The 22,601-nt window shown below is 45.2% G+C and carries 22 protein-coding genes, 1 tRNA gene and 2 pseudogenes; 11 read left to right on the plus strand and 14 right to left on the minus strand.

What is annotated here, in order from left to right; all coding sequences use genetic code 11:
* Positions 1 to 42: 42 nt before the first annotated feature.
* The 5 genes from M5J74_RS05570 to psbB all read left to right on the plus strand — a co-directional run bounded on the left by M5J74_RS05570 (position 43) and on the right by psbB (position 7,696).
* Positions 43 to 2,385 carry a phycobilisome rod-core linker polypeptide gene (locus M5J74_RS05570; RefSeq protein WP_250015775.1) on the plus strand — a complete coding sequence of 781 codons (2,343 nt, stop codon included), beginning with the start codon at positions 43 to 45 and terminating at the stop codon, positions 2,383 to 2,385.
* Complete coding sequence (gene apcD / locus M5J74_RS05575) at positions 2,351 to 2,878, plus strand: allophycocyanin subunit alpha-B (protein ID WP_015153117.1); 528 nt, start codon at positions 2,351 to 2,353, stop codon at positions 2,876 to 2,878. Before M5J74_RS05570 ends, apcD begins: the two co-directional genes overlap by 35 nt.
* A gap of 117 nt (positions 2,879 to 2,995) precedes the next feature.
* The gene (gene psbD / locus M5J74_RS05580) at positions 2,996 to 4,054 is read left to right on the plus strand and encodes a photosystem II D2 protein (photosystem q(a) protein) (RefSeq protein WP_015153118.1); all 1,059 of its coding nucleotides are present in this window, start codon (positions 2,996 to 2,998) and stop codon (positions 4,052 to 4,054) included.
* Positions 4,055 to 4,243: 189 nt separating this feature from the next.
* Positions 4,244 to 5,644, plus strand: coding sequence for a photosystem II reaction center protein CP43 (gene psbC / locus M5J74_RS05585; protein ID WP_371934010.1), 1,401 nt, complete (start codon positions 4,244 to 4,246; stop codon positions 5,642 to 5,644).
* A gap of 489 nt (positions 5,645 to 6,133) precedes the next feature.
* Positions 6,134 to 7,696: a photosystem II chlorophyll-binding protein CP47 gene (gene psbB, locus M5J74_RS05590; RefSeq protein WP_015153120.1), complete on the plus strand. Its 1,563-nt coding sequence runs from the start codon at positions 6,134 to 6,136 to the stop codon at positions 7,694 to 7,696.
* Here the strand turns inward: psbB and M5J74_RS05595 are convergent.
* Positions 7,677 to 7,850, minus strand: a complete 174-nt coding sequence (locus M5J74_RS05595) for a hypothetical protein (protein ID WP_250015779.1) — start codon at positions 7,848 to 7,850, stop codon at positions 7,677 to 7,679. The two genes, psbB and M5J74_RS05595, sit on opposite strands and share 20 nt — an antisense overlap.
* 2 nt (positions 7,851 to 7,852) lie before the next feature.
* On the opposite strand from M5J74_RS05595, the gene psbH reads away from it, so the two are divergent.
* From psbH to M5J74_RS05610, 3 genes are all read left to right on the plus strand, one after another.
* Positions 7,853 to 8,062 carry a photosystem II reaction center phosphoprotein PsbH gene (gene psbH, locus M5J74_RS05600; protein WP_250015781.1) on the plus strand — a complete coding sequence of 70 codons (210 nt, stop codon included), beginning with the start codon at positions 7,853 to 7,855 and terminating at the stop codon, positions 8,060 to 8,062.
* A gap of 60 nt (positions 8,063 to 8,122) precedes the next feature.
* Positions 8,123 to 8,269: a hypothetical protein gene (locus M5J74_RS05605; RefSeq protein WP_015153123.1), complete on the plus strand. Its 147-nt coding sequence runs from the start codon at positions 8,123 to 8,125 to the stop codon at positions 8,267 to 8,269.
* A gap of 245 nt (positions 8,270 to 8,514) precedes the next feature.
* Positions 8,515 to 9,429: an AraC family transcriptional regulator gene (locus M5J74_RS05610; protein WP_015153124.1), complete on the plus strand. Its 915-nt coding sequence runs from the start codon at positions 8,515 to 8,517 to the stop codon at positions 9,427 to 9,429.
* 55 nt (positions 9,430 to 9,484) lie between these two features.
* On the opposite strand, the pseudogene lepB reads toward M5J74_RS05610, so the two are convergent.
* Positions 9,485 to 10,098: pseudogene (lepB, locus tag M5J74_RS05615) on the minus strand (signal peptidase I).
* A gap of 349 nt (positions 10,099 to 10,447) precedes the next feature.
* Here lepB and M5J74_RS05620 point away from each other — a divergent pair.
* Positions 10,448 to 10,987, plus strand: coding sequence for a hypothetical protein (locus tag M5J74_RS05620; RefSeq protein WP_250015786.1), 540 nt, complete (start codon positions 10,448 to 10,450; stop codon positions 10,985 to 10,987).
* An 89-nt stretch (positions 10,988 to 11,076) separates the two neighbouring features.
* Here the strand turns inward: M5J74_RS05620 and M5J74_RS05625 are convergent, their stop codons facing one another.
* A complete protein-coding gene (locus M5J74_RS05625; protein WP_250015788.1) occupies positions 11,077 to 13,005 on the minus strand; it encodes a serine/threonine-protein kinase in 1,929 nt (642 codons plus the stop codon).
* 408 nt (positions 13,006 to 13,413) lie between these two features.
* Between M5J74_RS05625 and M5J74_RS05630 the strand changes: the two genes are divergently transcribed.
* A complete protein-coding gene (locus M5J74_RS05630; RefSeq protein ID WP_015153128.1) occupies positions 13,414 to 13,899 on the plus strand; it encodes a DUF4383 domain-containing protein in 486 nt (161 codons plus the stop codon).
* A 23-nt stretch (positions 13,900 to 13,922) separates the two neighbouring features.
* On the opposite strand, the gene M5J74_RS05635 is transcribed toward M5J74_RS05630, so the two are convergent.
* From M5J74_RS05635 to M5J74_RS05675, 10 genes and pseudogenes are all read right to left on the minus strand, one after another.
* Positions 13,923 to 15,215, minus strand: a complete 1,293-nt coding sequence (locus tag M5J74_RS05635; RefSeq protein WP_250015790.1) for a phosphatidylserine/phosphatidylglycerophosphate/cardiolipin synthase family protein — start codon at positions 15,213 to 15,215, stop codon at positions 13,923 to 13,925.
* Between the two features lie 124 nt (positions 15,216 to 15,339).
* Entirely contained in the window at positions 15,340 to 15,891 is a 552-nt protein-coding gene (locus M5J74_RS05640; protein ID WP_250015792.1) for an orange carotenoid protein N-terminal domain-containing protein, read from the minus strand.
* An 81-nt stretch (positions 15,892 to 15,972) separates the two neighbouring features.
* Positions 15,973 to 16,464: an orange carotenoid protein N-terminal domain-containing protein gene (locus tag M5J74_RS05645; RefSeq protein WP_039716096.1), complete on the minus strand. Its 492-nt coding sequence runs from the start codon at positions 16,462 to 16,464 to the stop codon at positions 15,973 to 15,975.
* Between the two features lie 412 nt (positions 16,465 to 16,876).
* Positions 16,877 to 18,271 carry a carotenoid oxygenase family protein gene (locus M5J74_RS05650; protein WP_250015794.1) on the minus strand — a complete coding sequence of 465 codons (1,395 nt, stop codon included), beginning with the start codon at positions 18,269 to 18,271 and terminating at the stop codon, positions 16,877 to 16,879.
* 72 nt (positions 18,272 to 18,343) lie between these two features.
* Positions 18,344 to 18,865 carry a GIY-YIG nuclease family protein gene (locus M5J74_RS05655; RefSeq protein WP_250015796.1) on the minus strand — a complete coding sequence of 174 codons (522 nt, stop codon included), beginning with the start codon at positions 18,863 to 18,865 and terminating at the stop codon, positions 18,344 to 18,346.
* Positions 18,866 to 18,871: 6 nt separating this feature from the next.
* Positions 18,872 to 19,045, minus strand: coding sequence for a hypothetical protein (locus M5J74_RS05660; RefSeq protein ID WP_250015797.1), 174 nt, complete (start codon positions 19,043 to 19,045; stop codon positions 18,872 to 18,874).
* Between the two features lie 3 nt (positions 19,046 to 19,048).
* A pseudogene (locus tag M5J74_RS33310) lies at positions 19,049 to 19,186 on the minus strand (cyclase family protein); the annotation flags it as partial.
* A 27-nt stretch (positions 19,187 to 19,213) separates the two neighbouring features.
* Positions 19,214 to 19,285, minus strand: a tRNA-Cys gene (locus M5J74_RS05665).
* Positions 19,286 to 19,462: 177 nt separating this feature from the next.
* Positions 19,463 to 20,056 carry a chromophore lyase CpcT/CpeT gene (locus M5J74_RS05670; RefSeq protein WP_250015799.1) on the minus strand — a complete coding sequence of 198 codons (594 nt, stop codon included), beginning with the start codon at positions 20,054 to 20,056 and terminating at the stop codon, positions 19,463 to 19,465.
* Positions 20,057 to 20,132: 76 nt separating this feature from the next.
* A complete protein-coding gene (locus M5J74_RS05675) occupies positions 20,133 to 20,450 on the minus strand; it encodes a hypothetical protein (protein WP_250015801.1) in 318 nt (105 codons plus the stop codon).
* On the opposite strand from M5J74_RS05675, the gene M5J74_RS05680 reads away from it, so the two are divergent.
* Positions 20,444 to 21,628: a lipopolysaccharide assembly protein LapB gene (locus tag M5J74_RS05680; RefSeq protein WP_250015803.1), complete on the plus strand. Its 1,185-nt coding sequence runs from the start codon at positions 20,444 to 20,446 to the stop codon at positions 21,626 to 21,628. The two genes, M5J74_RS05675 and M5J74_RS05680, sit on opposite strands and share 7 nt — an antisense overlap.
* An 89-nt stretch (positions 21,629 to 21,717) precedes the next feature.
* Here M5J74_RS05680 and M5J74_RS05685 read toward each other — a convergent pair whose 3' ends face one another.
* Complete coding sequence (locus M5J74_RS05685) at positions 21,718 to 22,572, minus strand: SDR family oxidoreductase (RefSeq protein ID WP_250015805.1); 855 nt, start codon at positions 22,570 to 22,572, stop codon at positions 21,718 to 21,720.
* Between the last annotated feature and the right edge of the window lie 29 nt (positions 22,573 to 22,601).

The following is a 22,601-nucleotide window of genomic DNA, read 5'->3' on the forward strand; positions in this document are numbered from 1 at the left end:
AAGATAACCACCAATTACCAACTACCAATTACCTTTTTAACAATGAGTGTAAAAGCAAGTGGTGGAAGTCCGGTAACTCAACCGCAACGATATCATACTGTCCCAGTTGCAGTGATTTCTCATGCGGTACAACAAGACCGTTGTTTAAAAAATACCGAACTACAAGAACTCGCTGATTTTTTCAGTTCGGGCGTGAAATTGTTAGAAATTGCCAACACGCTGACTCAACATGCTGATGAAATTGTCTTAACTGGGGCTAACCGAATTTTTGTTGGCGGTTCGCCGATGGCTTATTTAGAAAAGCCCAAAGAAAAGATTGGATTGCCTGGTTCTGGTTACTACGTCGGTGAAGATTTTCTCACGGCTGCTAGAAGAAAAGCTGGTGCTGTGATGGTCAAAGAGGCTTTAAAAATCCAAGAAGTTGCCTACTACAGCAATCCTTTGAGTGGTTGGTTGCAGCGTTTTCGCGACCTATTTAATAATCAAGATCCTTTGCCTGGTGGTTTTCGCTTCATCAATGTGTCTCGCTATGGTGCAGTCAGGATGAAGCGATCGATGCGGGATTTGGCGTGGTTTTTACGCTATATCACCTATGCAATTGTGGCGGGTGATGGCAGTATTTTAAGTGCCAACGTCCGAGGCTTGCGCGGCGTAATTCCTGAAGATGTTACAGAAGCTACTATTGTGGCACTGCGGGCAATGCGGCGACAGTCGCTCGACTATTTCTTAGAGGATGCGGAGGCAACCCAATTAGTTAAGGGTTACTTTGACTTACTGATTGCCGAATATCTGACCGATAAACCCTCAAATCAAGTCAGAATTGGTGTTTCCAACGACCAACAAGGATTGCAACTGCCGCAAAGTTACTCGATGTCAGCAGAAGTGCGACCGAAATTCGTCTTCAAGCAGGGAGCGACGCTAACTCAGAAACAAGAGGCGATCGCAGCTATCTATCGTCACGTATTCGAGCGCGATGTAACCGATACGTATGGGTTTACCCAAAAAGCTGAATTAGAATCTCAGCTCATTGGTGGAAATATCTCCGTCAAGGAGTTCGTGCGCCGTTTGGGTAAATCTCGTCTCTACCGCAGATTATTCTATGAACCTTTTACCATTAGTCGGGCGATCGAACTGGCGGCGCGACACTTCTTGGGACGTGGATTGAGCAGTCGCGAGGAATTTCAGACATACTTTGATGTCATGACTAAAGGTGGTTTGCCTGCCTTGGTCGATGCGTTTGTCGATTCTGCGGAGTACAGCGATTATTTTGGTGAAGAGACAGTCCCGTATTTACGGGGATTGGGTCAAGAAGCGCAAGAATGTCGCAACTGGGGACCGCAACTAGACTTATTTAAATACAGCGCCCCCGTGCGGAAAGTCCCGCAGTTTATTACTCTGTTCGGTAGCTACCAGAAACCCCTACCCGAACAGCATCCTTACGGTTGCGGTAACGACCCGCTAGAAATTCAATTTGGGGCAATCTTTCCCCAGGAAACTCGCAATCCTCATCCTCAACCTGCATTTTTTAACAAGGATACGCGCCGCATTCTGATCGGTTCTGGAGCAGGTAGTCCCGACAAGCTCAACGGTAATGCTTTGGGTAAAGTTCCTGGCTCCTTGGGTACTAGGGTACTGAAGCTAGAACCCTTGCATCATGGCAACGGTACGTCAAACGGCGTGAGTCAGCCAGGGCATCAGAGTCCTAGCGTTAATCTTTTACACCACTCATCTCCAGCATTTATTGAAGGAGCCTATCGGCAGGTATTCGGGCGCTCTTTATATGAAGGTCAGCGGCAACCGCTATCCAGTACTGAATCGAAGCTGCTAGGGGGCGAAATTAGCGTGCGGGAGTTCGTGCGGCAGTTAGCCAAGTCGAAAGTATTCCGTAGCTTATATTGGGATTCGCTTTACGTGACGAAGGCAATTGAATACATCCATCGACGGTTGATGGGTCGTCCCACCTACGGACGACAAGAAATGAATCGCTACTATGACATCTGCGCCACGAGAGGCTTCTACGCGCTGATCGATGCCATTATCGACAGTCCCGAATACTTAGAGTGTTTTGGAGAAAATACAGTGCCTTACGAACGCTACGTTACGGCAAGGGGTTACTTAATGCGATCGCCGCGTCATGAAAATCAGTTAAGACGCGAACAAGCAGCAGAAACCGTTCCCGATAAATACAATCCTAGAAAAGCGAATTGGGCAGCACTAACTGAGTTTGTCGAACAACCGATTCTGAATCAAATTACCAGCGATGGGCGATCGAACAGAGCAACCGAGATGAGACATGCGGAAATAGTAGGCGATCGCAGTAATTCACCGGAAGAGAGCTTAGAGGAGAGCTATGAGTATAGTCAAGCAAATGATTCTGAACGCTGATGAAGAGGTACGCTACCTGACTCCTGGTGAAATTCACGCCCTGCAAAATTTCTATAGATCGGGAACAGAGCGTATCCGTCTGGCGAAAGTCCTAGCACAGAACGAAAAAAAGATTGTCGAACGAGCGACGCAAAAATTTTGGAAGATCTGCCCCAGAACTCCCAGTAATAGCGGTAACGCCCGTAAAACTGAGGCAGCCATGCGGGATATCGGGTGGTACATCCGTCTGGTGAGTTATTGCCTGCTAGCCGGAAATGAGAAACCGTTAGAGGAAATTGGCTTAATTGGAATGAAAGAACTTTACAACAGCGTCGGCATCCCCTTAGAAAATGTGCGCCAATATATGCTTTGCGTCAAAGCAGAAGTTAGCGCCATGTTAACACCAGAAGATGCAGCCGAAGTCATTCCTTACTTCGACCTCATTTTGCAAGTCATTTCCTCTCCTGGCGCACCCTATTTTCAAAATAACGGTCGAACAGATTGGCAACGGTAAAGTCAAAAGTTAAAAGTCAAAAGTCAAAAATTAGGAGTTAGGAGTGAAAAGTCAAAATTCACTAATAACAAATGACAAATGACAAATGACAAATGACAAATAACAGGAACTTAACATATGACTATAGCAATTCGATCTACCCCGATTGGGTGGGGATGGTTCGGTGTACTCGATGACTGGCTGAAGCGCGATCGCTTTGTGTTTATCGGCTGGTCTGGTTTGTTGCTCTTTCCCTGCTCTTATATGGCAATTGGCGGATGGTTCACTGGCACTACCTTTGTTACCTCCTGGTATACCCACGGCGTTGTTAGTTCTTATTTAGAAGGTTGCAATTTTCTCACCACTGCTGTCTCCACTCCAGCTGATAGTATGGGTCATTCTCTACTATTTTTATGGGGACCAGAAGCTAATTGGGATTTCACCCGTTGGTGTCAAATCGGTGGCTTGTGGAGTTTTGTCACTCTACACGGCGTTTTCGGTTTAATTGGTTTTTGTCTGCGGCAGATGGAAATTGCCAGAGTTGTAGGTATCCGTCCCTACAATGCCTTAGCATTCACTGCTCCAATTTCTGTGTTTGTGAGCGTCTTTTTAATTTATCCTTTGGGACAATCTAGCTGGTTTTTTGCGCCTTCCTACGGAGTCGCCGGCATTTTCCGTTTCTTACTATTTTTCCAAGCTTTTCACAACTATACCCTCAACCCATTTCACATGATGGGGGTAGCTGGTGTTTTGGGTGGAGCTTTGTTGTGTGCGATTCACGGGGCTACAGTAGAAAACACTCTATTTAGAGATACCAAAGGCTTTAATACCTTCCGAGGTTTTTCTACTACCCAAGCAGAAGAAACCTACTCTTTTGTCACAGCTAATCGCTACTGGTCGCAGATTTTTGGGATTGCCTTCTCTAACAAACGTTGGCTGCACTTTTTCATGTTATTTGTTCCCGTTACGGGTTTGTGGATGAGTTCAATTGGCATGGTAGGTTTAGCGTTTAACGTGCGGGCATACGACTTTGTTTCCCAAGAATTACGTGCCGCAGAAGATCCAGAATTTGAAACTTTCTACACCAAGAATATTCTCCTCAACGAGGGAGCCAGAGCTTGGTTAGCACCCCAAGACCAACCTCACGAAAAATTCCAATTCCCCGAAGAAGTCTTACCGCGCGGAAATGCCCTGTAGGAGTGGTGCGTGAAAATCAATTAACGCGATGTGGTAGTTTCTCTTGTTCCTCCCTTTCCAAGGGGGGATCTTCGAGGAGGTAACTTAATTTTTCGATCCCCCAACCCCCTTAAAAAGGGGGCAATAGATAAGTCGCGTAAATACCAATTACCAATTACCAATTACCAATTACCAATTACCAATTCAAAAATGGAAACACCTTTCGATCGCTCGATTACAACCACAACTAATGTCGATACGCCTAGAGAAGGACGGGATGAAGCGTCTACTGGATATGCTTGGTGGGCTGGAAATGCACGGTTTATCAACTTGTCCGGTCGGTTTTTAGGCGCTCACGTTGCCCATGCTGGATTAGTGGCTTTCTGGGCAGGCGCAATGCTGATGTTTGAAGTTGCCCACTACGTACCGGAAAAACCGATGTACGAGCAGGGTTTAATTTTGATGCCCCACATTGCTACTTTGGGTTTTGGTGTTGGGCAAGGTGGTCAAGTCGTTGATATTTTCCCATTTTTTGCGATCGCCGCCATACATCTCATCGGCTCGGCAGTTCTCGGTTTTGGTGGTGTCTATCACTCGCTTAAAGGACCGGAAAGGCTAGCAGGTTTCTACGATTTTGACTGGACTGATAAAGATAAGGTCACGAGCATCTTGGGATATCATCTGATTGCTCTGGGCTTGGGAGCGCTCTTGTTAGTTGCTAGAGCTATGTATTTGGGTGGCTTGTACGATACTTGGGCTCCAGGCGGCGGCGATGTCCGTGTCGTGACCAATCCCACCCTCGACCCCAGAATCATTTTTGGCTATCTCTTCAAAGGTTTTACTGGTGGTGCGGGTAATATTGCCAGCGTCAACAACTTGGAAGATATAGTCGGGGGTCACATTTGGATGGGATCGATCTTGATTGCTGGTGGTATTTGGCACGTTTTAACTAAGCCATTTAAGTGGGCGGAGCGTGTTTTCATCTGGTCTGGTGAAGCTTACCTGTCTCAAAGTCTAGGAAATGTGGCTGGACAAGCTTTAATTGCTGCCTGTTTTATTTGGTTTAATAACACTGCCTATCCCAGCGAGTTTTATGGTCCTACCGCGCCAGAAGCATCGCAAGCGCAAGCATTAAACTTCTTGGTACGCGACCAGCAGTTAGGGGCAAACGTGGTTTCTGCTCAAGGTCCGACGGGGTTAGGTAAATATCTGATGCGATCGCCGACTGGAGAAATTATCTTTGGTGGTGAAACGATGCGATTTTGGGACTTCAAAGGTCCTTGGTTAGAGCCACTACGCGGTCCCAACGGACTCGACCTGGAGAAAATCAGATATGACATTCAACCTTGGCAAATTCGGCGTGCTTCTGAGTACATGACTCATGCACCTCTGGGTTCTCTAAACTCTGTGGGCGGTGTAGCAACGGAGATTAACTCCTTTAACTATGTATCTCCTCGCGCTTGGCTAGCTTCAGCTCACTTTGTTTTCGCTTTTCTATTTCTAGTCGGTCACTTATGGCACGCCGGACGCGCTAGAGCTGCGGCTGCTGGTTTTGAAAGAGGCATCGATCGCGAAGACGAACCAGTTTTATCTATGCCCCCGCTTGACTAGACAAGTTTGGAGCGCAGCGGGAAGAAGATTGTTCTGGCTTCTTCCCCTTTTCTTCAACATGCTGTCATTGGTCATTGGTCATTGGTCATTTGTACTTTCAATTTACATAGCGATCGATGGCTAATGACAAAACCCGCAATTATTTCATCACTTGAATAGGGTTCATAGCCTAGATTCCAGCATGTAAAACATTGTCAAAATTTAAAAAACTACTTTTCATTCATTGTTTTTAGTTAAATGCCATGCAAAAAACAGTTCAGAAGAAAATTCTCGATCCCATAATTGATTGGATTTTACTATTTGTTCTCGTCTTGTTTTTAATTGGAATAAAATACTTTTTTCCCAATTTTATATCGAGAACCTACCTACAACTTTTTGTTTGATGGGACAGTAAGTAGTGAGTAGTAAAGAGTAGCGATTGACCAGCGATCGTAGACCAACTACCAATTACTAATTACCAATTACCAATTACCAAAAGGAGCATAATTAATGGGATTACCTTGGTATCGAGTACATACATCGGTCATAAATGACCCAGGACGACTTATTGCCGTACACCTAATGCATAACGCTCTGTGTGCGGGTTTTGCTGGTTCCATGCTGTTATTTGAACTAGCATTGTACGACTCTAGCGATCCAGTTTTAAACCCCATGTGGCGACAGGGATGTTTTTTAATGCCCTTTGTGGCTCGCCTAGGGGTAACTAATTCCTGGCAAGGTTGGAGTATTACGGGTGAATCGGTCGCCGACCCTGGTTTTTGGACGTTTGAAACTGTGGCGATCGCCCATATTATTTTCTCAGGATTAGAATTTCTTGCCGCTTGTTGGCACTGGGTTTATTGGGATCTGGCGACATTTTTCGACCCCAAAACAAACGAACCAGTGTTAGATCTTCCCAGAATTTTTGGCATTCATTTATTGTTAGCAGGGTTACTCTGTTTTGGTTTTGGTGCTTTCCACTTAACGGGAATTTTTGGACCTGGGATGTGGGTCAGCGACCCGTATGGATTAACTGGTCACGTCCAAGGCGTTGCGCCTGTCTGGGGAGCAGAAGGCTTTAATCCTTACAATCCTGGTGGTGTGGTGGCGCACCACATTGCGGCGGGAATTGTCGGTATTATTGGCGGATTGTTCCATATTGTGACGCGACCGCCAGAGGTACTGTACAAAGCCTTGAGAATGGGAAATATTGAAGGCGCACTTGCTAGCGGGTTGGCAGTATTCTTCTTCGCTGGTTTTGTTGCTTGCGGTTCGATGTGGTACGGCACTGCTACCACTCCGATTGAATTATGGGGTCCTACTCGGTTTCAATGGGATCAAAATTACTTCAAAAAAGAGATCGATCGCCGCGTTCAATCCAATTTAGCTGAAGGTAAAAGCCTCTCGGAAGCTTGGTCGGCAATTCCTGAAAAGCTAGCGTTTTACGATTACGTTGGCAACAGTCCGGCAAAAGGTGGTTTGTTTCGAGTCGGTCGGATGGTGGATGGAGATGGAGTCGCCAAAGCTTGGCTCGGTCATGCCATTTTCAAAGACGGCGAAGGACGGGAATTAAACGTGCGCAGAATGCCGAATTTCTTTGAAACCTTCCCAGTCGTTTTGACAGATAAAGATGATGTCGTCCGCGCCGATATTCCTTTCCGTAGAGCAGAAGCCAAGTATAGCTTCGAGCAAAAAGGCGTTACGGTTAGCTTTGTGGGTGGCACATTAGACGGTCAAGCATATACAGAACCAAGCACGGTGAAGAAATTTGCCCGTCAAGCTCAACTCGGTGAAGTCTTTGATTTCGATCGCGAAACCTATAACTCTGACGGCGTATTCCGCACCAGCAATCGCGGATTCTTTGCCTTTTTCCATTGTTGCTTTGCTTTAGTGTGGTTCTTCGGGCATATTTGGCACGGTTCCCGCGCTATCTTCCGAGATGTCTTTGCTGGTATCGATCCTGGTTTGGACGAACAGGTGGAGTTTGGTGTCTTCCAGAAGGTAGGAGACCTTACTACACGTAAGAAAATACCTGTCGCAGCTATGGCTGGAACTAGAGAACCTGCTGCATAACTGGGGAGTCGGGAGTCGGGAGTCGATAAATTCCCCCTTGTCTCCCTTGTCTCCCTTGTCCCCCTTCGCCCCCTAATCCCCACTCCCTTCGGTCGTGGGGAAGAGCGAGTTCCCCCTTGTCTTCCTTGTCTCCCTTATCTCCCTCACCCCTCATTTATGCAACAACCAAAATATCAACCTAAAAAAACTGCCCCCGTGCAGTACTTTTTCAGAAATTTCAATTCGGAAGCTGGTAAGGTTGCCCCTGGTTGGGGTACAACACCGTTAATGGTAGGTTTAATGCTGTTGTTTTTCTTGTTTTTATTAATCATTTTGGAGCTTGCCAATGCCTCACTCATGGTTCAAGGTATTCATGTAGGTTGGTAGAAACTCGGATAGATCGCCTTGCTGCGATCGCATCAAAATTTTTGAGTTTGAGGTAGTTTCATGCATCACATCTATTATTTTGCCTACGGTGAAGGGCAATTCGCTTCAACTGCAACTGGAGTTTTATTCGGTTTATTAGCAGCTTTTTTATTGTGCGTTCTCTTAATTGTGTACGCATCGAGTACGTATCCCGCAGATCGCCGTTAGCATCGGTGCGATCGCCTGGTTCAGACAAAAAACCTGACTTGACAATAAACGCGGGACTAGGTGACTGGCGTTTGGTCGTGGCTTCAGGATGCGAGGAGTCAAAATAACGCAATTTCAAAACAACGCAGGTTCAAAACCCTTAATTTTCCCTGAGTCCGCACCAGCGGACTTTGTTTGCTTATTCGTATCAACCTATACCCGACAAAGTACAATTAAGGCAGACTTTGAAATAGTAGAGTATGCCAATGTCTGATGCGATTAAAGCTTACAACTCCATGTCTGAGTTTTATGCATCAATGGGTGGAACCCTAAAACAAGACGTTGATTTTACGATTCATCAGCTTGAGCTAGTTCATAGCAATGTGCCGATCGAGTCTCCCCTATTTCGCGCTAACTATTACTCGATCTTGCTCATTCGTAAAGGACGGGGTCGCTACATTCTTGACGGTCAATCTTACGAAACAAAGGACAGGACGATTTACTTTACTAATCCCGGTCACGTCAAAGGATTTAAGATTCACGAACTATCGCATGGCTACGTGATTACGTTTTCAGAAACATTTCTGAAGCAATACGTCCATGAAAATATTTTTGATGATTTTCCGTTTTTAATTGCCGAGATTGTGCCACCGCACTATCCCGATCGCGAAGTTTTTCAAATTTTTGACGACTTGGGAACGCAACTTTTACAAGAATACCAATCGGATTCTGCCTACAAATTCAAAATTATTGGCAGTTTGACAGTTGTACTGCTATTCAAAATTAAAGAGCAGTTTTGGAATACCTATAATCCTTTGGCTGAATCGCAAACGGGTTCAGAGATTGTCATGACATTCAAGCGCAACCTGGAAGCTCATTTTCGCGATCTTGCAATGGGTAAACTCGATCGCCCATATCGAGTGCAGGACTTTGCCCAAGCGCAGCATCTTCACCCTGGTTATTTCAGTACGGTGATTAAAAGCAAAACGGGTAAATCTGTCAACGCCTGGATGATTGAAAAAACTCTATCCGAAGCCCAAGCAATGCTGTCAAGATCGACTGAATCCGTGCAGGAGATTGCCTTTCGACTTGGCTTTAACGATGCAGCATACTTTTCTCGCTTCTTTAAAAAACATACTGCGACCACTCCTTCTAGCTTTCGCCAGAGTTTAAAAGCTTGAAGATTCAGCATTCCACGCCAAGAGACTAGCTGCTTTGTTTTGCCTGAAAATCGCGCTAGCTTGAGATAAATCCCATGCGATCGAGGGGAAGAAACGGAATACGGCACGACCGATAATATTCTGTTGAGGTAAAAAGCCCCAAACGTGAGAGTCGTTACTATCGTTGCGGTTGTCTCCCATGACGAAGTAAGATTCTGCTGGAACTTGGACTGAGTTGAGTTGATAGGCAGGCGGTTCGGCAATATAATCTTCCGAGAGCGATCGCCCGTTAAGATAAACTCGACCGTTCTTCACGCTGACGGTATCCCCAGGTTGACCGATAACTCGTTTGATAAAAACTTGGTTTTTGTGATAACCCATACTTTGCAACTGTGCAGGTGGTTCAAACACTACAATGTCGCCTGTTTCAGCTGGGTGAAACCAATACGAGACTTTTTCGACTACCAAGCGATCGCCTGTATGTAAGGTGGGTATCATCGAATCTGAGGGAATATAGCGCGGTTCCGCCACAAAAATGCGGATTATCAGCGCCATAACTAGAGCGATCGCAACTAGGCGAATATTTTCCTCCTGCGATCGCCATAGTCGCAACCATCCAGATGCTTCTGATGTTTTTGTTTCTTGAGTTGTCGTTGCTGGATCTGGCGAATTAGTTTTCTGAGATGTCATAAACCATACAGTGAATTGTGAGTCGTGAGTTGCGGGTAGTTATTAGCTCTTTTTATAAATAACCATAATACCTTTATTTAGTTGGCTAGTTATTACTTATGTAACTTTGTCTGCGAGCAAGGCTCAAGTAATTTTTTATACAAAGAATGTAGGTTCGTTGCAGTTGAAAGATAGACTTCGATTGTAAAAAGTAATTTTTATGACAGAAATATTTGTATCGACTACATCGGTAGCCAAAAATACCAAATCTACATTATGGTACAGGTGGCAATAAACTCAGAAATGCCAAGCTGAGCTATGAATTTCTAGATTTCTAGCACGACAGCTAAAGCAAAGGAGACAGTGAAATATGCTCAAACAGTTTTTGACAGGTGGTTCTGTTCTCGCCCTATTGCTCGTAGGCGGTTTCTCAGCTCAAGCAAAGCCACAATCCTCAGTCCTATTACAAGCTCAAACCCAGGAAGTACCTACGACTCCCGATAGTCAAACAACTCCACCCGCAGGAATTGAGCCTGGTACAAGCCCAGAAGGAACGACTACACCGGATACGACTGTACCCGATGCAACTACACCCGATGCAACTACACCGGATACGACTGTACCCGATGCAACTACACCCGATGCAACTACACCCGATGCAACTACACCCGCGCCAGGTACGAGTCCAGAGGGAACGACTACGCCTGACGTAACTCCTGATGCAGGTACGCCCGAAACCACGAGTCCTGATGCTACGACTAGCCCCGATGCTAGCGATACGTCTACCCCTGAATCGCAAACCTCAACTTCCGGCTCTAACACCGATAGAGCTGGAATATTTTGCGAGTCCAATCAAATTCCAGAACCAACTGGAGGAGGTTCGAGAGAATTTCGTGAATGCCAGCAATAGCAGCGTGCGGTAAGGCTTGCGTCTAGATATGCAATTGTAAAGGGCAGGAGACAGAAGAAATCTTTTTCAGATTCTGCCTCTTGCTCTCTTTAGCGCTGCAACCAACGCCAGCAAGGAATAAGGATGTAGTGGCTAATCCCCAGACAGCAACTAGAGATCGCGGCGATCGCGCTAAAAAAGGTAGCATACAACTGAAGCTCAAACCAACTTGGTTGCGGGCTAAGATGAAAAATTAGGGCTGGGAAAAGATTGAGCCGAACGAGAATAGTAAACACGATCGCCGTACTAACAGCAGCAACGGTAGCATGAAAAAAGCGATGACGGCGCAAACCCAAGCCAGAGACGAGAAAGGCGATCGCCACGCAAACAGTTGCAGGCAAGCTCCAAATTCCCATGTAAGGCGTAATTAAAGTCCAACACAACCAGCCCACAACATAACCACTAGCACCTAATAAAGCAGAGATTAAATAGCGCCGTCGTTGGTCAAAAACTCCTAGTGCGGTCAATCCCAACGCTGTAAATAACCCCGCAGAGGCAAACACGATCGATTCTGCTTCTGTGGCAATTTGAGAGTCTGTCATCAGTTGGGGTAGGTATTCTACTAGGAAGCTATTGACTGCGATTCCCAGGGGAGAAAAATAACCAAAGATAAAGCCGATACTAGTTCCAACAACAGCCGCGATCGCGCTCCACACAATTGCTCGGATAGTATCTATTCCAGCGTGTCCTACTTGGGTAGTCAATTGCCATAGAGAACGAGCGATATTCGCTAGGCTTCTACCGATCTTGGTAACAAATGGTATAGACGCAAAGCGGCTTGTCGATAATTTGCGCTGAGTTGCTTGTCGTAGAGTATGCGATCCCTGGGGGGCAGTATTGTGAGTTTGAAAGGTTGATGGCGGCGATTGCTTCCTAATTGTTTCTGCGAACAAATTCGTCGTTCGCGCAGCAATCTGATGCATTTGATTCACAAGTTGGGGCGATCGCTGTTTGCTAATTTGCGCTAAGCGGTGAGTTAAGTAGGTAGCTATGAGTTGCGATCGCTTCCAGCCATTCAAACTCAGTTGATGAATCGCTTGATATACAGATGGTTGCGTTTCGGTCGGCGGACTTTGTAATAACCTTTGTTCGATCGCCGTAGCACTAGTTGGACGCAGGCGGGCATCTTCCTGCACTAATTCATCCAGGAGATCGGCAAATGCTGGGCTAACTTGGACTAAATGTCGCCAACTCAGCTCTTTGGTTACGGGATCTTCCAACTCAGAGGGAGGCTGACCAGTGAGTAATTCAATTGTCGTTCTACCCAAAGCATAGAAATCGGCGGCTGGTTCCACATCCCGACCCGAAGATTGTTCTGGAGGGCTGTAGCCAGGGGAATAGAGACGAGTTGAGCTTTCTGCGGCGGACACGGAATGCTGACGCGATCGCCTTTTTTTGGCTCCACCAAAATCGATCAATACTAGTCGATTTGTTGCTTGACGTAGCATTAAATTTGAGGGTTTCAGGTCGCGGTGGATGATCTGCCTGCTATGCAATACCTGTAAAATTTCTAAAGCTTGTCCGAACCAATCTCGAACCATTTCTTCTGGACAACCTCGGTCGTACTTGTCGAGGATAGCCTCTAAAGTCTGACCGTCGATTTTTTCCATGACCAGACAAAATAGATCCCGCTTGGAATTGCTGGCGGGTATGTGAAAATAGCCGTCTGGCTCGACTCTAGGAACCCCAGGATGGTTGAGGCTAGTTAAAATTGCCGCTTCCTGCTGAAATAATTGTCTTGCTTTAGCGCCATTTTCTAGCAAAATCTTCAACACTCGTTCGGTCTGAGTTTGCAGATCCCAAATGCTGTAAATTACAGAAAATCCACCCGTTCCTAATTTTTTGAGTGGAATATAACGCTCTCGCAACGCGATCGCCGCGCCGCAAGTCGTACAAAACTTGTTTCCCCCTGCTTGGACGTGTGGATGCTGGGGGTCACTAGGATTGATACAGAGAGTAACGCTAGGCTGATAAGGCACAATCAGCTATGGATGCAGGCTTTATAGATTTTACATTAGTCAGTTATCAGTTTTACGAGTTTTACAGGCAGCGATCGCATCATTTCCCAATTCTTCCCTAATTTAGATTTGACTGTAGAACGAATTATGGGTTTTGGCGCGGGAATTTAAAACTGTGTGTTTTGTTCATGCCAAAAGAGTTACCTCGATAGTCACCAGAAGATCGTCTTCCTTTTTGCAGACATTATAATTGCAACATTAAAAATATTTTTAACGTTATCTCTGAATTCCGAATTCCGAATTCCGAATTTTCCCATCCCTATCTTTGGATAGAGTGCGATCGCAGTTATATAAGTTGAATTAGAGAATATAGGGGTTGACTTTTTTAACAACAAGAATTTGTACTTAGTGATGGGAGGAATAGCGAGTATGGATGCCATGAAAATGGACAAAATGAACATGGCAGAGCGTTATTGCGCTCTAGTTCTTGGAATTACTTTTTTAATTCTCGGTATTGCTGGCTTTATTCCAGCTTTCGTTCACCTACCTGGAACCAACGCCTCATACGTTCCACCAGATGTTGCAACAGGAGCTTATTCTGCCGGATTTGGCTATTTATTTGGGGCATTTCCTACCAATTTCTTACACAATTTAGTCCATTGTGCTGTAGGAATTTTTGGGATTGCTTCCTATACCAGTGCAAGTAGTGCGCGGGTATTTAACCGCTTTTTTGCCGTTTCCTACATCTTAATTGCTCTTTTAGGAGTCATTCCTGCGACCAACACAGTATTTGGGTTGATGCCAATTTTTGGTGGCAACGTTTTGCTGAACGGTTTAACAGCAGTTGCTGCTTTATATTACGGCATCATTTTACCTGCAAAAGTCAATGATGTTGGAGTAGCACGAAATATTTAGTAGAGACACAAAATTTTGTATTTCTACAATTGCGATTCAAAAAAGAGAACAATTTTAGCTAACGCCCTTTGCGATAAAGGGCGTTTTTTCCATTCCCTGAAACTGACTTGTTTGGATTTAGCAAATCCTTGTAAAAATATTTTTTCAACGTGCTTGACTAAGCAAATATCAGAAGTAGAAATATCTAACTCGTCATTATGAAAAAAACTACGCGGGTCGAAATTAGCACTGCCAGTACTGAGCCAACAACTATCTAATAACAATGCCTTAGCGTGCATCATACTGGGTTGATATTCATAAATTTCTATGCCCGCAGCGAGTAGGTCGCGATATTGTTCGCAGGAAGCAAAATAGACAAATCTTTTGTCTGAGCGAATTCCATTCGTGAATATTTTGACATCAACCCCCCGTTTTTTGGCATCAACTAGCGCAATGCGGATATTTTTATCGGCAAGAAAATAGGGGCTGGCAATCCAAACCTGCTGTCTGGCAGCATGAATGCTAACTTGAAATAAAGCTTTAACTGATGCAGAACGATAGGAAGGATCGTCGCCTGCGGTAACGAGAATTGTCGGGTTGCTCGACGTTCCCAGATGGGAAACTGTAGTCGATAAGTCAGCAGTACCATGTACGTAAGTCCAGTGTTGCATGAACATACCTTCTAACACGGCGACAACTTCGCCTTCTAGCCGCGTTTCAAAGTCGTACCAAGGATGAGTTCCTCGAATATTATCTCTGCCATCCCAATAGTCGGAGACACCTGCACCACCAATTAAGGCAAATTCGCCATCAATAATTAATAGCTTGCGGTGACTGCGGGCAAAATAATCAATGGGCGATCGCCAGTTAAAATCATTGAAGAACCTGACTTCGACTCCAGCAGCTTTCAGTCGTCTCCAGTAACGCTGCGGTAAAGTTTTGACCCCATACTTATCGACAATGACTTGTACATTAACACCTGCCTGCGCTTTTGCGGCGATCGCGGCGGCGAAATCGTTCGCCCTGTACCCGGGAGTCATGAAAAATGTCTCGAAGTGAATCGTATGTTTGGCGCTACGGACGGCTTCTAGTCGTGCAGCATTGATTTCTTCTGCTTCCAGCCAAAAATCTGTCGAGCGCCCGCTGGTAATGACAGAGTTAGATAAGCTAGCTAGGGCGAGGGAAAAGCGTGCATCTTGAGGTGCGGGAACATTTTGAACTTTGTACTCAATGCGATCGCGAAATGTGCCTCGAAAATATAGAATTACGAAGACACCGATAATGGCGGTTAAACAGCCACCACCAATCCACCATAATAGCGGGAAAAGTTGGGTCATTGGTCATTGGTCATTGGTCATTTGTTGTGGATAAACGCAATCCTAATCGAGTATAAAAAAATGCTATCAGACTTAGCCTGGTAGCAATGAAGATTATCTAGCTGTATGTGATTTGAGCGATCGCTTATTCCGCATTCTTGGGCGGTTCTGTGATGTTGGAACTCAACTCTTCCATACCTTTGACTACGAAATTAGCCATTTGCTCTTGTCCCATAGATTTGAGGGAATTGAAGACTTGCATTGCTTCCGCTGAAGGGCTGTAATCGCTGGGAATGGCAACGATTCCATTTCCTAGTTTTTGTGCAAAAAGATACCAAACTGCCAACTTAGATTCAGGATTTAGCTTGCCATATTCCCCTGTAGGAACTTCTGATTTACCTTGGAGCAATTCCGGCAGTGCCTTAGCAGGATTAGGATCGAGCATAGTTTCGTCTTGATCTGTTTTGTTGGCTGGCAACAAATCGCGTAGAGCATTTATCTGCTCTTCAGAGGACATTTTTTGTACGCTTCCGACGATGGTTTGAACATCACTAGAGCTTGTTGGTAAACTATCAGCTGGAATCGAACTAGCAATTTCTATGTAGATTAAAGCCATTACTCCTAGCTGGTCATCGATATCTAGGCTCGTAAATTGTTTTGCTAGTGGCTTCAGATCGTTAACGTTTGTAGATGCCATATTTGCCTCTTTACTGTCAATTTTGGTTTGTAATTTCGTTCCAGAATCTTTCGAGGCGCGAAATTTCGCGCCCTTGCATCTCTATACTTCCGCGCCTTGCTTGGGTTCAGCGCCCATCGGCGATACATAGTCGCGGAATAGAGTAATTTGTTGCTCGAAATCTATCCCTTCGAGCTGGTTTAATATCTCTTTTGATTCACTGGAAAGCTCGTAGTTTGGAGGCATAGGACTGATAACGTTGCTGTCCATTCCTTGAGCTAGACGATACCAAAATAGTAGTTTAGTAGTATCGCTCATCGAACCATACATCCGCGTGTACTCGTTATCAGCCTTATTAATTAAGTCCCGTTGAAATTGTAGTTGTTCTTCGTGAGACTTTTCTTTAATTTGGTTAAATAAACCTTCAGCTACATCCGCAGATGCAGTACTAGCTCCTGGTGCGGCTGGGGTAACAGAATCACCCATTTTCTTGTAAATGAAGTAGAACAAAGCTAATTGATCGTCTACATTTAATTTCTGAATTGAAGCAACAAATTGACTAAGATTCTGGTCGTTGCTTTGAGTAAATGTCATATTAACTCCTTCTAAACTTCTTCGGCTAAACTTATCTTTGTCGTCAGCAGATTATGACTAACCTTTTGCACAGTAACAAAGATTATGAACTTGCTTAAACCTACTGAAGATAGAAGTAGAAAACCTGACTACAGGCAGAGGAAAAATCAAATCTAGCGAGAGTTAGGCAGTCGATCTCTTCCCAACTCCTTTTTAAAGGCAGGATGATTTTATACAAGAGAGGACAAAACCCAATACTTCTCGGTTAGATTACATAGCCCTTGGAGATCCCCCCAACCCCCCCCTATTAAGGGGGGCTAGGGGGGATCGAATTTTAACCGAGAAGTGTTGGAACAAAACCCCCTTTTTAAGCGGGCTGGGAGATCGGTAAGATCTTGTCATTCCTAACCGAGATCTATTTGGATTTGCCCTACTACACGGAAGCATCCAACTGCTGTTGAGATACCCAAGTTCCGTGAAAGCCATAAGGTACGCGCTGAGGAATTAATACCCGCGCCACAGGATCGCTACTCAAATCTTGGGCATTTAGCACCAATAATTCAGAAGTTCCTGCATCAGTATCGTAGACAAAGGTAACTAACCACCCATCATCCTCTACAGTTGCATCAGGACGAGGAACGAATACAGCCTCACCACCATAGCGTCCCTTACCATACTCGTAGGTTTGAGCATAACCTGCTTGAAGGTCGTATTTGATCGAACCGTCAAACAAAGGTAGAGGTGTAGGAGCCATTTTTCCTACATAACCATAGCGAGTTTTGCGTCCTAACAAATTTTCGTTAACGCGGGGAAACTCTATAGGTACGTCATCTAGCATTTCCTCTCGCACTGTTCCAGTGCTAAGATTGAACCGCCAACTATGCAAACGGGGAATATCACCATCAGGATCGCGCTGTTCTGGCTGCGTCACAAAGACATTAGTAGAACTCATGCGACAGGCAATTAGCACTACTTCGTCTCCCTCCTCGTAAGCATTGAGGGTATGGAAGACATAGCAGGAAGGAGATTCAAACCAACGAATACTGTCACTGTCGCCATGACGGGGGAGAATACCAAAACGGCTGGGGCGATCGCGTTCAAACATTAACCCAGGTTCGCCACGCTGCATCCGTGCGGGGTTAAAAGTCATCGGCAGATCCATAAATATCGTGTAATTGGCAGTGATGGCAAAGTCGTGCATCATCACCCCCATCGGCAAATCTATGGGTATCGTGCGCAATAACTCGCCTTGTGGAGAAACAATACTGTATTTGACAAATGGCGGAGCAAACGAGTAACCAAAAAACATCATCTCGCCCGTCACTGGATCGACTTTAGGATGGGCAGTAAAAGCAGAAGCTAACTTACCGTTATAGGTATACTCGCCCTTCGTCTCTAACTGGGAAACCTCGATCGCGTGGGGCGCACCTCCTTCCCAAGTGGCTAGAAGTTGCCCTGCGTGCCATACCAAGGCAGTATTCGCAGCGTTTTTGTAGCCGTCGCTATCTGGCTGAGGTGGTTCTAATATGCCACTCCAAACCGCTTTACCCGCTTTTTGCTCAATTTCAAAGCCTCGCGTTCTGACGTAGCGGTTGCGATAGCTAGCTTTGCCATGACGAATTTCGACTCCGTGCAACATCCCATCTCCATCAAACCAGTGATACTGTCCGATGGGTGTCCACTGAGGATTGGGACCATTGCGCACGAACATCCCTGATAAATCGGTAGGGAGTTCGCCAATCACCTTAAGCGGATCGGAAGTCATCTCTTCACGCACGGGCGCAAAGTTACCCTCAAGAAAGGGATTAACTGCTGTTGTTGTTTCCATTCTGTCTGTTCTATCTGGCGATCGCACTTTTTTCAATATAGGCGCGATCGCGGCGATCGGCTATGCGAGCAATTACTTCAAGTCTAATAATCCCTGTTCTTTGAGCTTAGGATTAAACCGTAATTGCATTTGCAAACCGCGAGTTTGTAATTGGGATAAAATCTCTGCTTCAACTCGTCTTGCCGCAGTTTTTAAAATTTTTATTTGAGCCAATTCATCACCATCTGCTAAACTTTTTTGTTCTTCAGATGTCAGCGATAATTTAGCATCAATTGGTTGAGTCCATTCTGCTTCTTGTGCGCCATTTCCAGGGGGAAACGATTCATTTTCCTCAATCCACTCCTGGCGAATATTTTCCAAGACTGAGCGACTGGGACGGTCTATAGTTTCTACCTTCAGCCAATAACATTTTTGCGGTTGGCGGACGAGATGCTGTTGCAAACTGAGATAAACATCGCGAGAATACCCTATATATTGCAGCACTTTGTCCGAGTCAAAAATTGCATAGACTCCTACTTTACCTTGGTACTGTGCTGGTAATTGACCGTCTGTATCAATATATGGAATTGCTTCTAAATCTGTGAGAGGGGTCATTGGTAGTTAGTAGTTGGTAGTTGGTAGTTGGTTGTTGACGGTTGACAGTTGCTCTTTCTCCCTCAGCTGGGCGACTCCCTCAGCACTCTTCCCCCTACTCCCTGCTCCCTGCTCCCTCAACCTCAGCTGGGCGACTCCCTCAGCACTCTTCCCCCTACTCCCTGCTCCCTGCTCCCTCAACCTTTACTTTCTCACTCGCACGCCTAGCTTTTCATCCCACTGTAGCGGTTTGCTGGCTCCAGGTAAAGGAGCTTGTGGAACTTGCCCGACAGATATGCCATATTTCCAATCTGGCGGACAAATGGCAATGTAGCGGGCATAGAACGCTTTTATAGGCTGGACTCCTTAAGGCGACACCCAGATTCGAACTGGGGGATAAAGGTTTTGCAGACCTCTGCCTTACCACTTGGCTATGTCGCCGACATCTTTGCAGGCAATATATTGTATCACTTTTTAGAACTTTGGATCTACTGGCGGTTTGGTATTGTGCCAGAAAATGACGAGATCTCAGTCGGGCAAGCAAGAGCCGCCGCATCAACCTCGTCTTACCTTACCGTAAGGCTCGATCCTTACGCAACTTTTGACGCAATTTTGAATTTAGGCAATTTTTACCTCATCAGCATAGCTGTGCCAGCGAACAAAGTAAAATGGTCCCGCCACTGAACCCCATACGTGTTCGTCAGTTTCGGGATCGCGTCCGCGATCGCGACTGATAAATTTATCGCCATCAATTTCAAATTCGCTGTCGAGATAGGTAGCTTTACCTTTACGCACGACCATACAGCACTTACCTGGTTCAACTGTACCTTTGAAGCCATTGTCTACCCATTGGACGATCATGTTACACCCTGCTAGCTTTTCCAGGCGATCGGCTGATAATGCTTGCAGACGTTTGAGATCGCGGGATGCACCGTGAAATTCTTCTTCTTGCTTAATGGTGTAATTTTCAATTTCAATGCGATCGCCTGCCTGCAATAACTTTAATACTCGTACCCGATATGGGTTGCCGAGCATGTAATCATAGGCTTGTTCTACGTAAAAGCTAACCCCAGATAATAGATTCAGGGGAAGGGGACGCATACAAACGCGAATATGGGCAAAAAAAGGAGGATTTTCAAAAGCTTGCGCTTGATTGCTAAAATCAGCTGCCATCCAGCGAGCTAGTGTCTCAATATCCGTAGAATGGGTCATTAGTAGAAATTACTCGAAAGCCAACGACTTACTATTGCCAGTATTTTAAAACTTCCTATGTCTCAAAAGTTAAAAGTCAGAAGTCAAAAGTCAAAACAGGAGCCAGCAAAGAGAGTGGTGCGTGATGTGTGGTGCGTGAAGAAAGGGTGTGGGGTGTGGGGTGTGGGGTGTGGGGTGTGGTGCGTGAAGAAAGGGTGTGGGGTGTGGGGTGTGGGGTGTGGGGTGTGGAGTGTAGTGAGTGGTGTGGGAAGCGTGGGAAGACACTCAAAGAATTTTCTCCCCGCTCTCCCTTGTTCCTCAGCTTCCCCCTGCTCCCTACTCCCTGCTCTCTGCTCCCTACTCCCTCTCCTTGCCTGTATCCTCTGCTTGTGTAGTAGCGCCCCTGGTTTGGCACAAAATCGCAAACCAGAACTGCCACAAGAATTCTATAATCCTCTAGAGATTACGACCCCAGATCCGCTACTACCTCAACTTATCCGTCCCTTATCGACTTCAGAAAAGCTGAGACTCAGAGCAGCATTGGATAAATTAAACCAGCAAGCAACTGCCAGCTTCGCCGCAGGGAATACGGAAAAAGCATTTGCGATTTGGAGTCGAGAGCTAAGGCTACGAAGATTTTTGGGTATTACGGAAGAAATTCCAGCTTTGGGGAGAGTAGGAGAGATTGCTTGGCAAGAAAATCGCCGTTTAGAGTTGAATGCAATTACGCGGAGATTGCAGGAAATTGGGCAGCAAATTCAAGTTTTACCACCTGATAAAAAGAAAAAGGAAGAGCGGCAGCAATCTCAAGTTTTCATTGCACCTAACTTAGAAGTATTGAATAGTTTAGGGATAGCGTTCCAACAGGTGCGCGAACCAAAAAGCGCGATCGCGGTTTATGAGAAGATTTTGGCTATTCATCGTCAACAGAAAGATGCCGTTGCAGTAGAAACGACTCTAAGAACGATCGCCGAATTACATCTGAGCTGGTTTAACTACCCTCCAGCCGCAGCTGCATACGAACAACTATTACAAAATGCCACCCAGCGAGGCGATCGCCTAGAGGTCATTAATTACTTACAACAGTTGAATTATATCTACGAACAAGCTAGACAATACCAGCAAGCACTAACAGTTCAAAAAAGGTTAGGAGCAACCTACCAGGAACAACAACAAAACGATCTATTACCCGCTTTACAGTTAGATATTGGTGCAAACTATGAAGCAATCGGGCAGTTGAAACAAGCTTTTACGACTTATCAACAAGCTTATACTACTGCCTGGAAATTGCAACAATATGCCCAAGCTAGCGATGCACTACGTCAAATGATTCGACTTTATCGCTCGCAACAACAAATTGATGCTGCTTTGCAAACTAGTCAGATTCTTTTAGAAAGCGATCGCCTTGCTGCTAATTTTTATGGCATGATGAATACTTACGACCAAATTGGGCAAATTCATCTCGCTCGCGGTAATTACGATCGAGCTTTAACCGCATTTCAACAAGGTTTAGAACTGGCACAAAAGTTGAAATATCAACAAGATTACTTTACCCAACAGATTCAACAAATTAATCGACAGCGTACTAATTAAAATTTTGCGTAGCTGGTAAGTCTGTGCAGGCGAACTTCGTATGTATAGTCGCGATTTCTAATCTCTAAGACTTAATACTTGAACGAACTTTATTTCTGAAAAAAGCCTAATTTTCTGCCGATAATTCTATCCAGCCATCGCTCGGGTAAAGAAGTAGGAATTATCCAATCTAGTAAAAGATTAGGGACGATCGCATATTTAGTTTTCGGTTTGGGGGTTTCAAAAACTTTGCGAATAAATTTACCAAAAACCTCTGGAGGATAACCTTTTTTACCTTGTTGGACGAAATGCTTTTGAAAAGTCGTTACTGATTCCGCATAGTCAGTAGTCAGATATTTGCTAACATCTTGGGCTGATTCTTTATCCCAAATTGCCGTGCTAACTGCTCCAGGCGCAATAATAATTACGTCTATACCATATAATTGTAATTCTCGGCGTAAGCTGTGGGAAATTCCTTCAAAGGCGTGTTTGCTACCAACATAAGCACCAAGAAAAGGAACGGCTAATTTTCCCACGACAGAACTGATATTAATAATTCTACCCGGTTGTTTGTCATTGTTATTTGCTCTGGCTCCCAATAAAGGTAAAAAGGCTTGAGTTACGGCAATTTGTCCGACAACATTCACTTCAAGTTGTACCCGAATTTCTTCGAGTGGTTGATGCATTAAAGTCCCACTCGTAGCCATTCCTGCATTATTAATTAATCCACTCAAATTGCGATCGCCAAGAATTTTTTCTACTTGGCAAGCCGCAGATCGTACAGCCTTACTATCTGTAATATCAAAAATCAGCGGCGTGAAATTATCCCCTAAGTCAGCTTGTAACCTGGTAGCATCGGCTTCTCGTCGCACGCTACCAAATACGTGATAGCCATGAGTCACAAATTCTTTTGCTGCACCAAATCCAATTCCTGTAGACACTCCTGTAATGACGATAGATTTCATTTATGCTCCCGAATCAGCGGGCGATCGCT

Source organism: Chroococcidiopsis sp. CCNUC1, from assembly GCF_023546805.1.
GTDB classification, from domain to species: Bacteria; Cyanobacteriota; Cyanobacteriia; order Cyanobacteriales; family Chroococcidiopsidaceae; genus Chroococcidiopsis; species Chroococcidiopsis thermalis.

Coding starts and splice junctions, on each gene's coding strand:
- M5J74_RS05570 (WP_250015775.1), top strand. CDS start 43: ATGAGTGTAAAAGCAAGTGGTGGAAGTCCGGTAACTCAACCGCAACGA.
- apcD (WP_015153117.1), top strand. CDS start 2,351: ATGAGTATAGTCAAGCAAATGATTCTGAACGCTGATGAAGAGGTACGC.
- psbD (WP_015153118.1), top strand. CDS start 2,996: ATGACTATAGCAATTCGATCTACCCCGATTGGGTGGGGATGGTTCGGT.
- psbC (WP_371934010.1), top strand. CDS start 4,244: ATGGAAACACCTTTCGATCGCTCGATTACAACCACAACTAATGTCGAT.
- psbB (WP_015153120.1), top strand. CDS start 6,134: ATGGGATTACCTTGGTATCGAGTACATACATCGGTCATAAATGACCCA.
- M5J74_RS05595 (WP_250015779.1), bottom strand. CDS start 7,850: ATGAGGGGTGAGGGAGATAAGGGAGACAAGGAAGACAAGGGGGAACTC.
- psbH (WP_250015781.1), top strand. CDS start 7,853: ATGCAACAACCAAAATATCAACCTAAAAAAACTGCCCCCGTGCAGTAC.
- M5J74_RS05605 (WP_015153123.1), top strand. CDS start 8,123: ATGCATCACATCTATTATTTTGCCTACGGTGAAGGGCAATTCGCTTCA.
- M5J74_RS05610 (WP_015153124.1), top strand. CDS start 8,515: ATGTCTGATGCGATTAAAGCTTACAACTCCATGTCTGAGTTTTATGCA.
- M5J74_RS05620 (WP_250015786.1), top strand. CDS start 10,448: ATGCTCAAACAGTTTTTGACAGGTGGTTCTGTTCTCGCCCTATTGCTC.
- M5J74_RS05630 (WP_015153128.1), top strand. CDS start 13,414: ATGGATGCCATGAAAATGGACAAAATGAACATGGCAGAGCGTTATTGC.
- M5J74_RS05635 (WP_250015790.1), bottom strand. CDS start 15,215: ATGACCCAACTTTTCCCGCTATTATGGTGGATTGGTGGTGGCTGTTTA.
- M5J74_RS05640 (WP_250015792.1), bottom strand. CDS start 15,891: ATGGCATCTACAAACGTTAACGATCTGAAGCCACTAGCAAAACAATTT.
- M5J74_RS05645 (WP_039716096.1), bottom strand. CDS start 16,464: ATGACATTTACTCAAAGCAACGACCAGAATCTTAGTCAATTTGTTGCT.
- M5J74_RS05650 (WP_250015794.1), bottom strand. CDS start 18,271: ATGGAAACAACAACAGCAGTTAATCCCTTTCTTGAGGGTAACTTTGCG.
- M5J74_RS05655 (WP_250015796.1), bottom strand. CDS start 18,865: ATGACCCCTCTCACAGATTTAGAAGCAATTCCATATATTGATACAGAC.
- M5J74_RS05670 (WP_250015799.1), bottom strand. CDS start 20,056: ATGACCCATTCTACGGATATTGAGACACTAGCTCGCTGGATGGCAGCT.
- M5J74_RS05685 (WP_250015805.1), bottom strand. CDS start 22,572: ATGAAATCTATCGTCATTACAGGAGTGTCTACAGGAATTGGATTTGGT.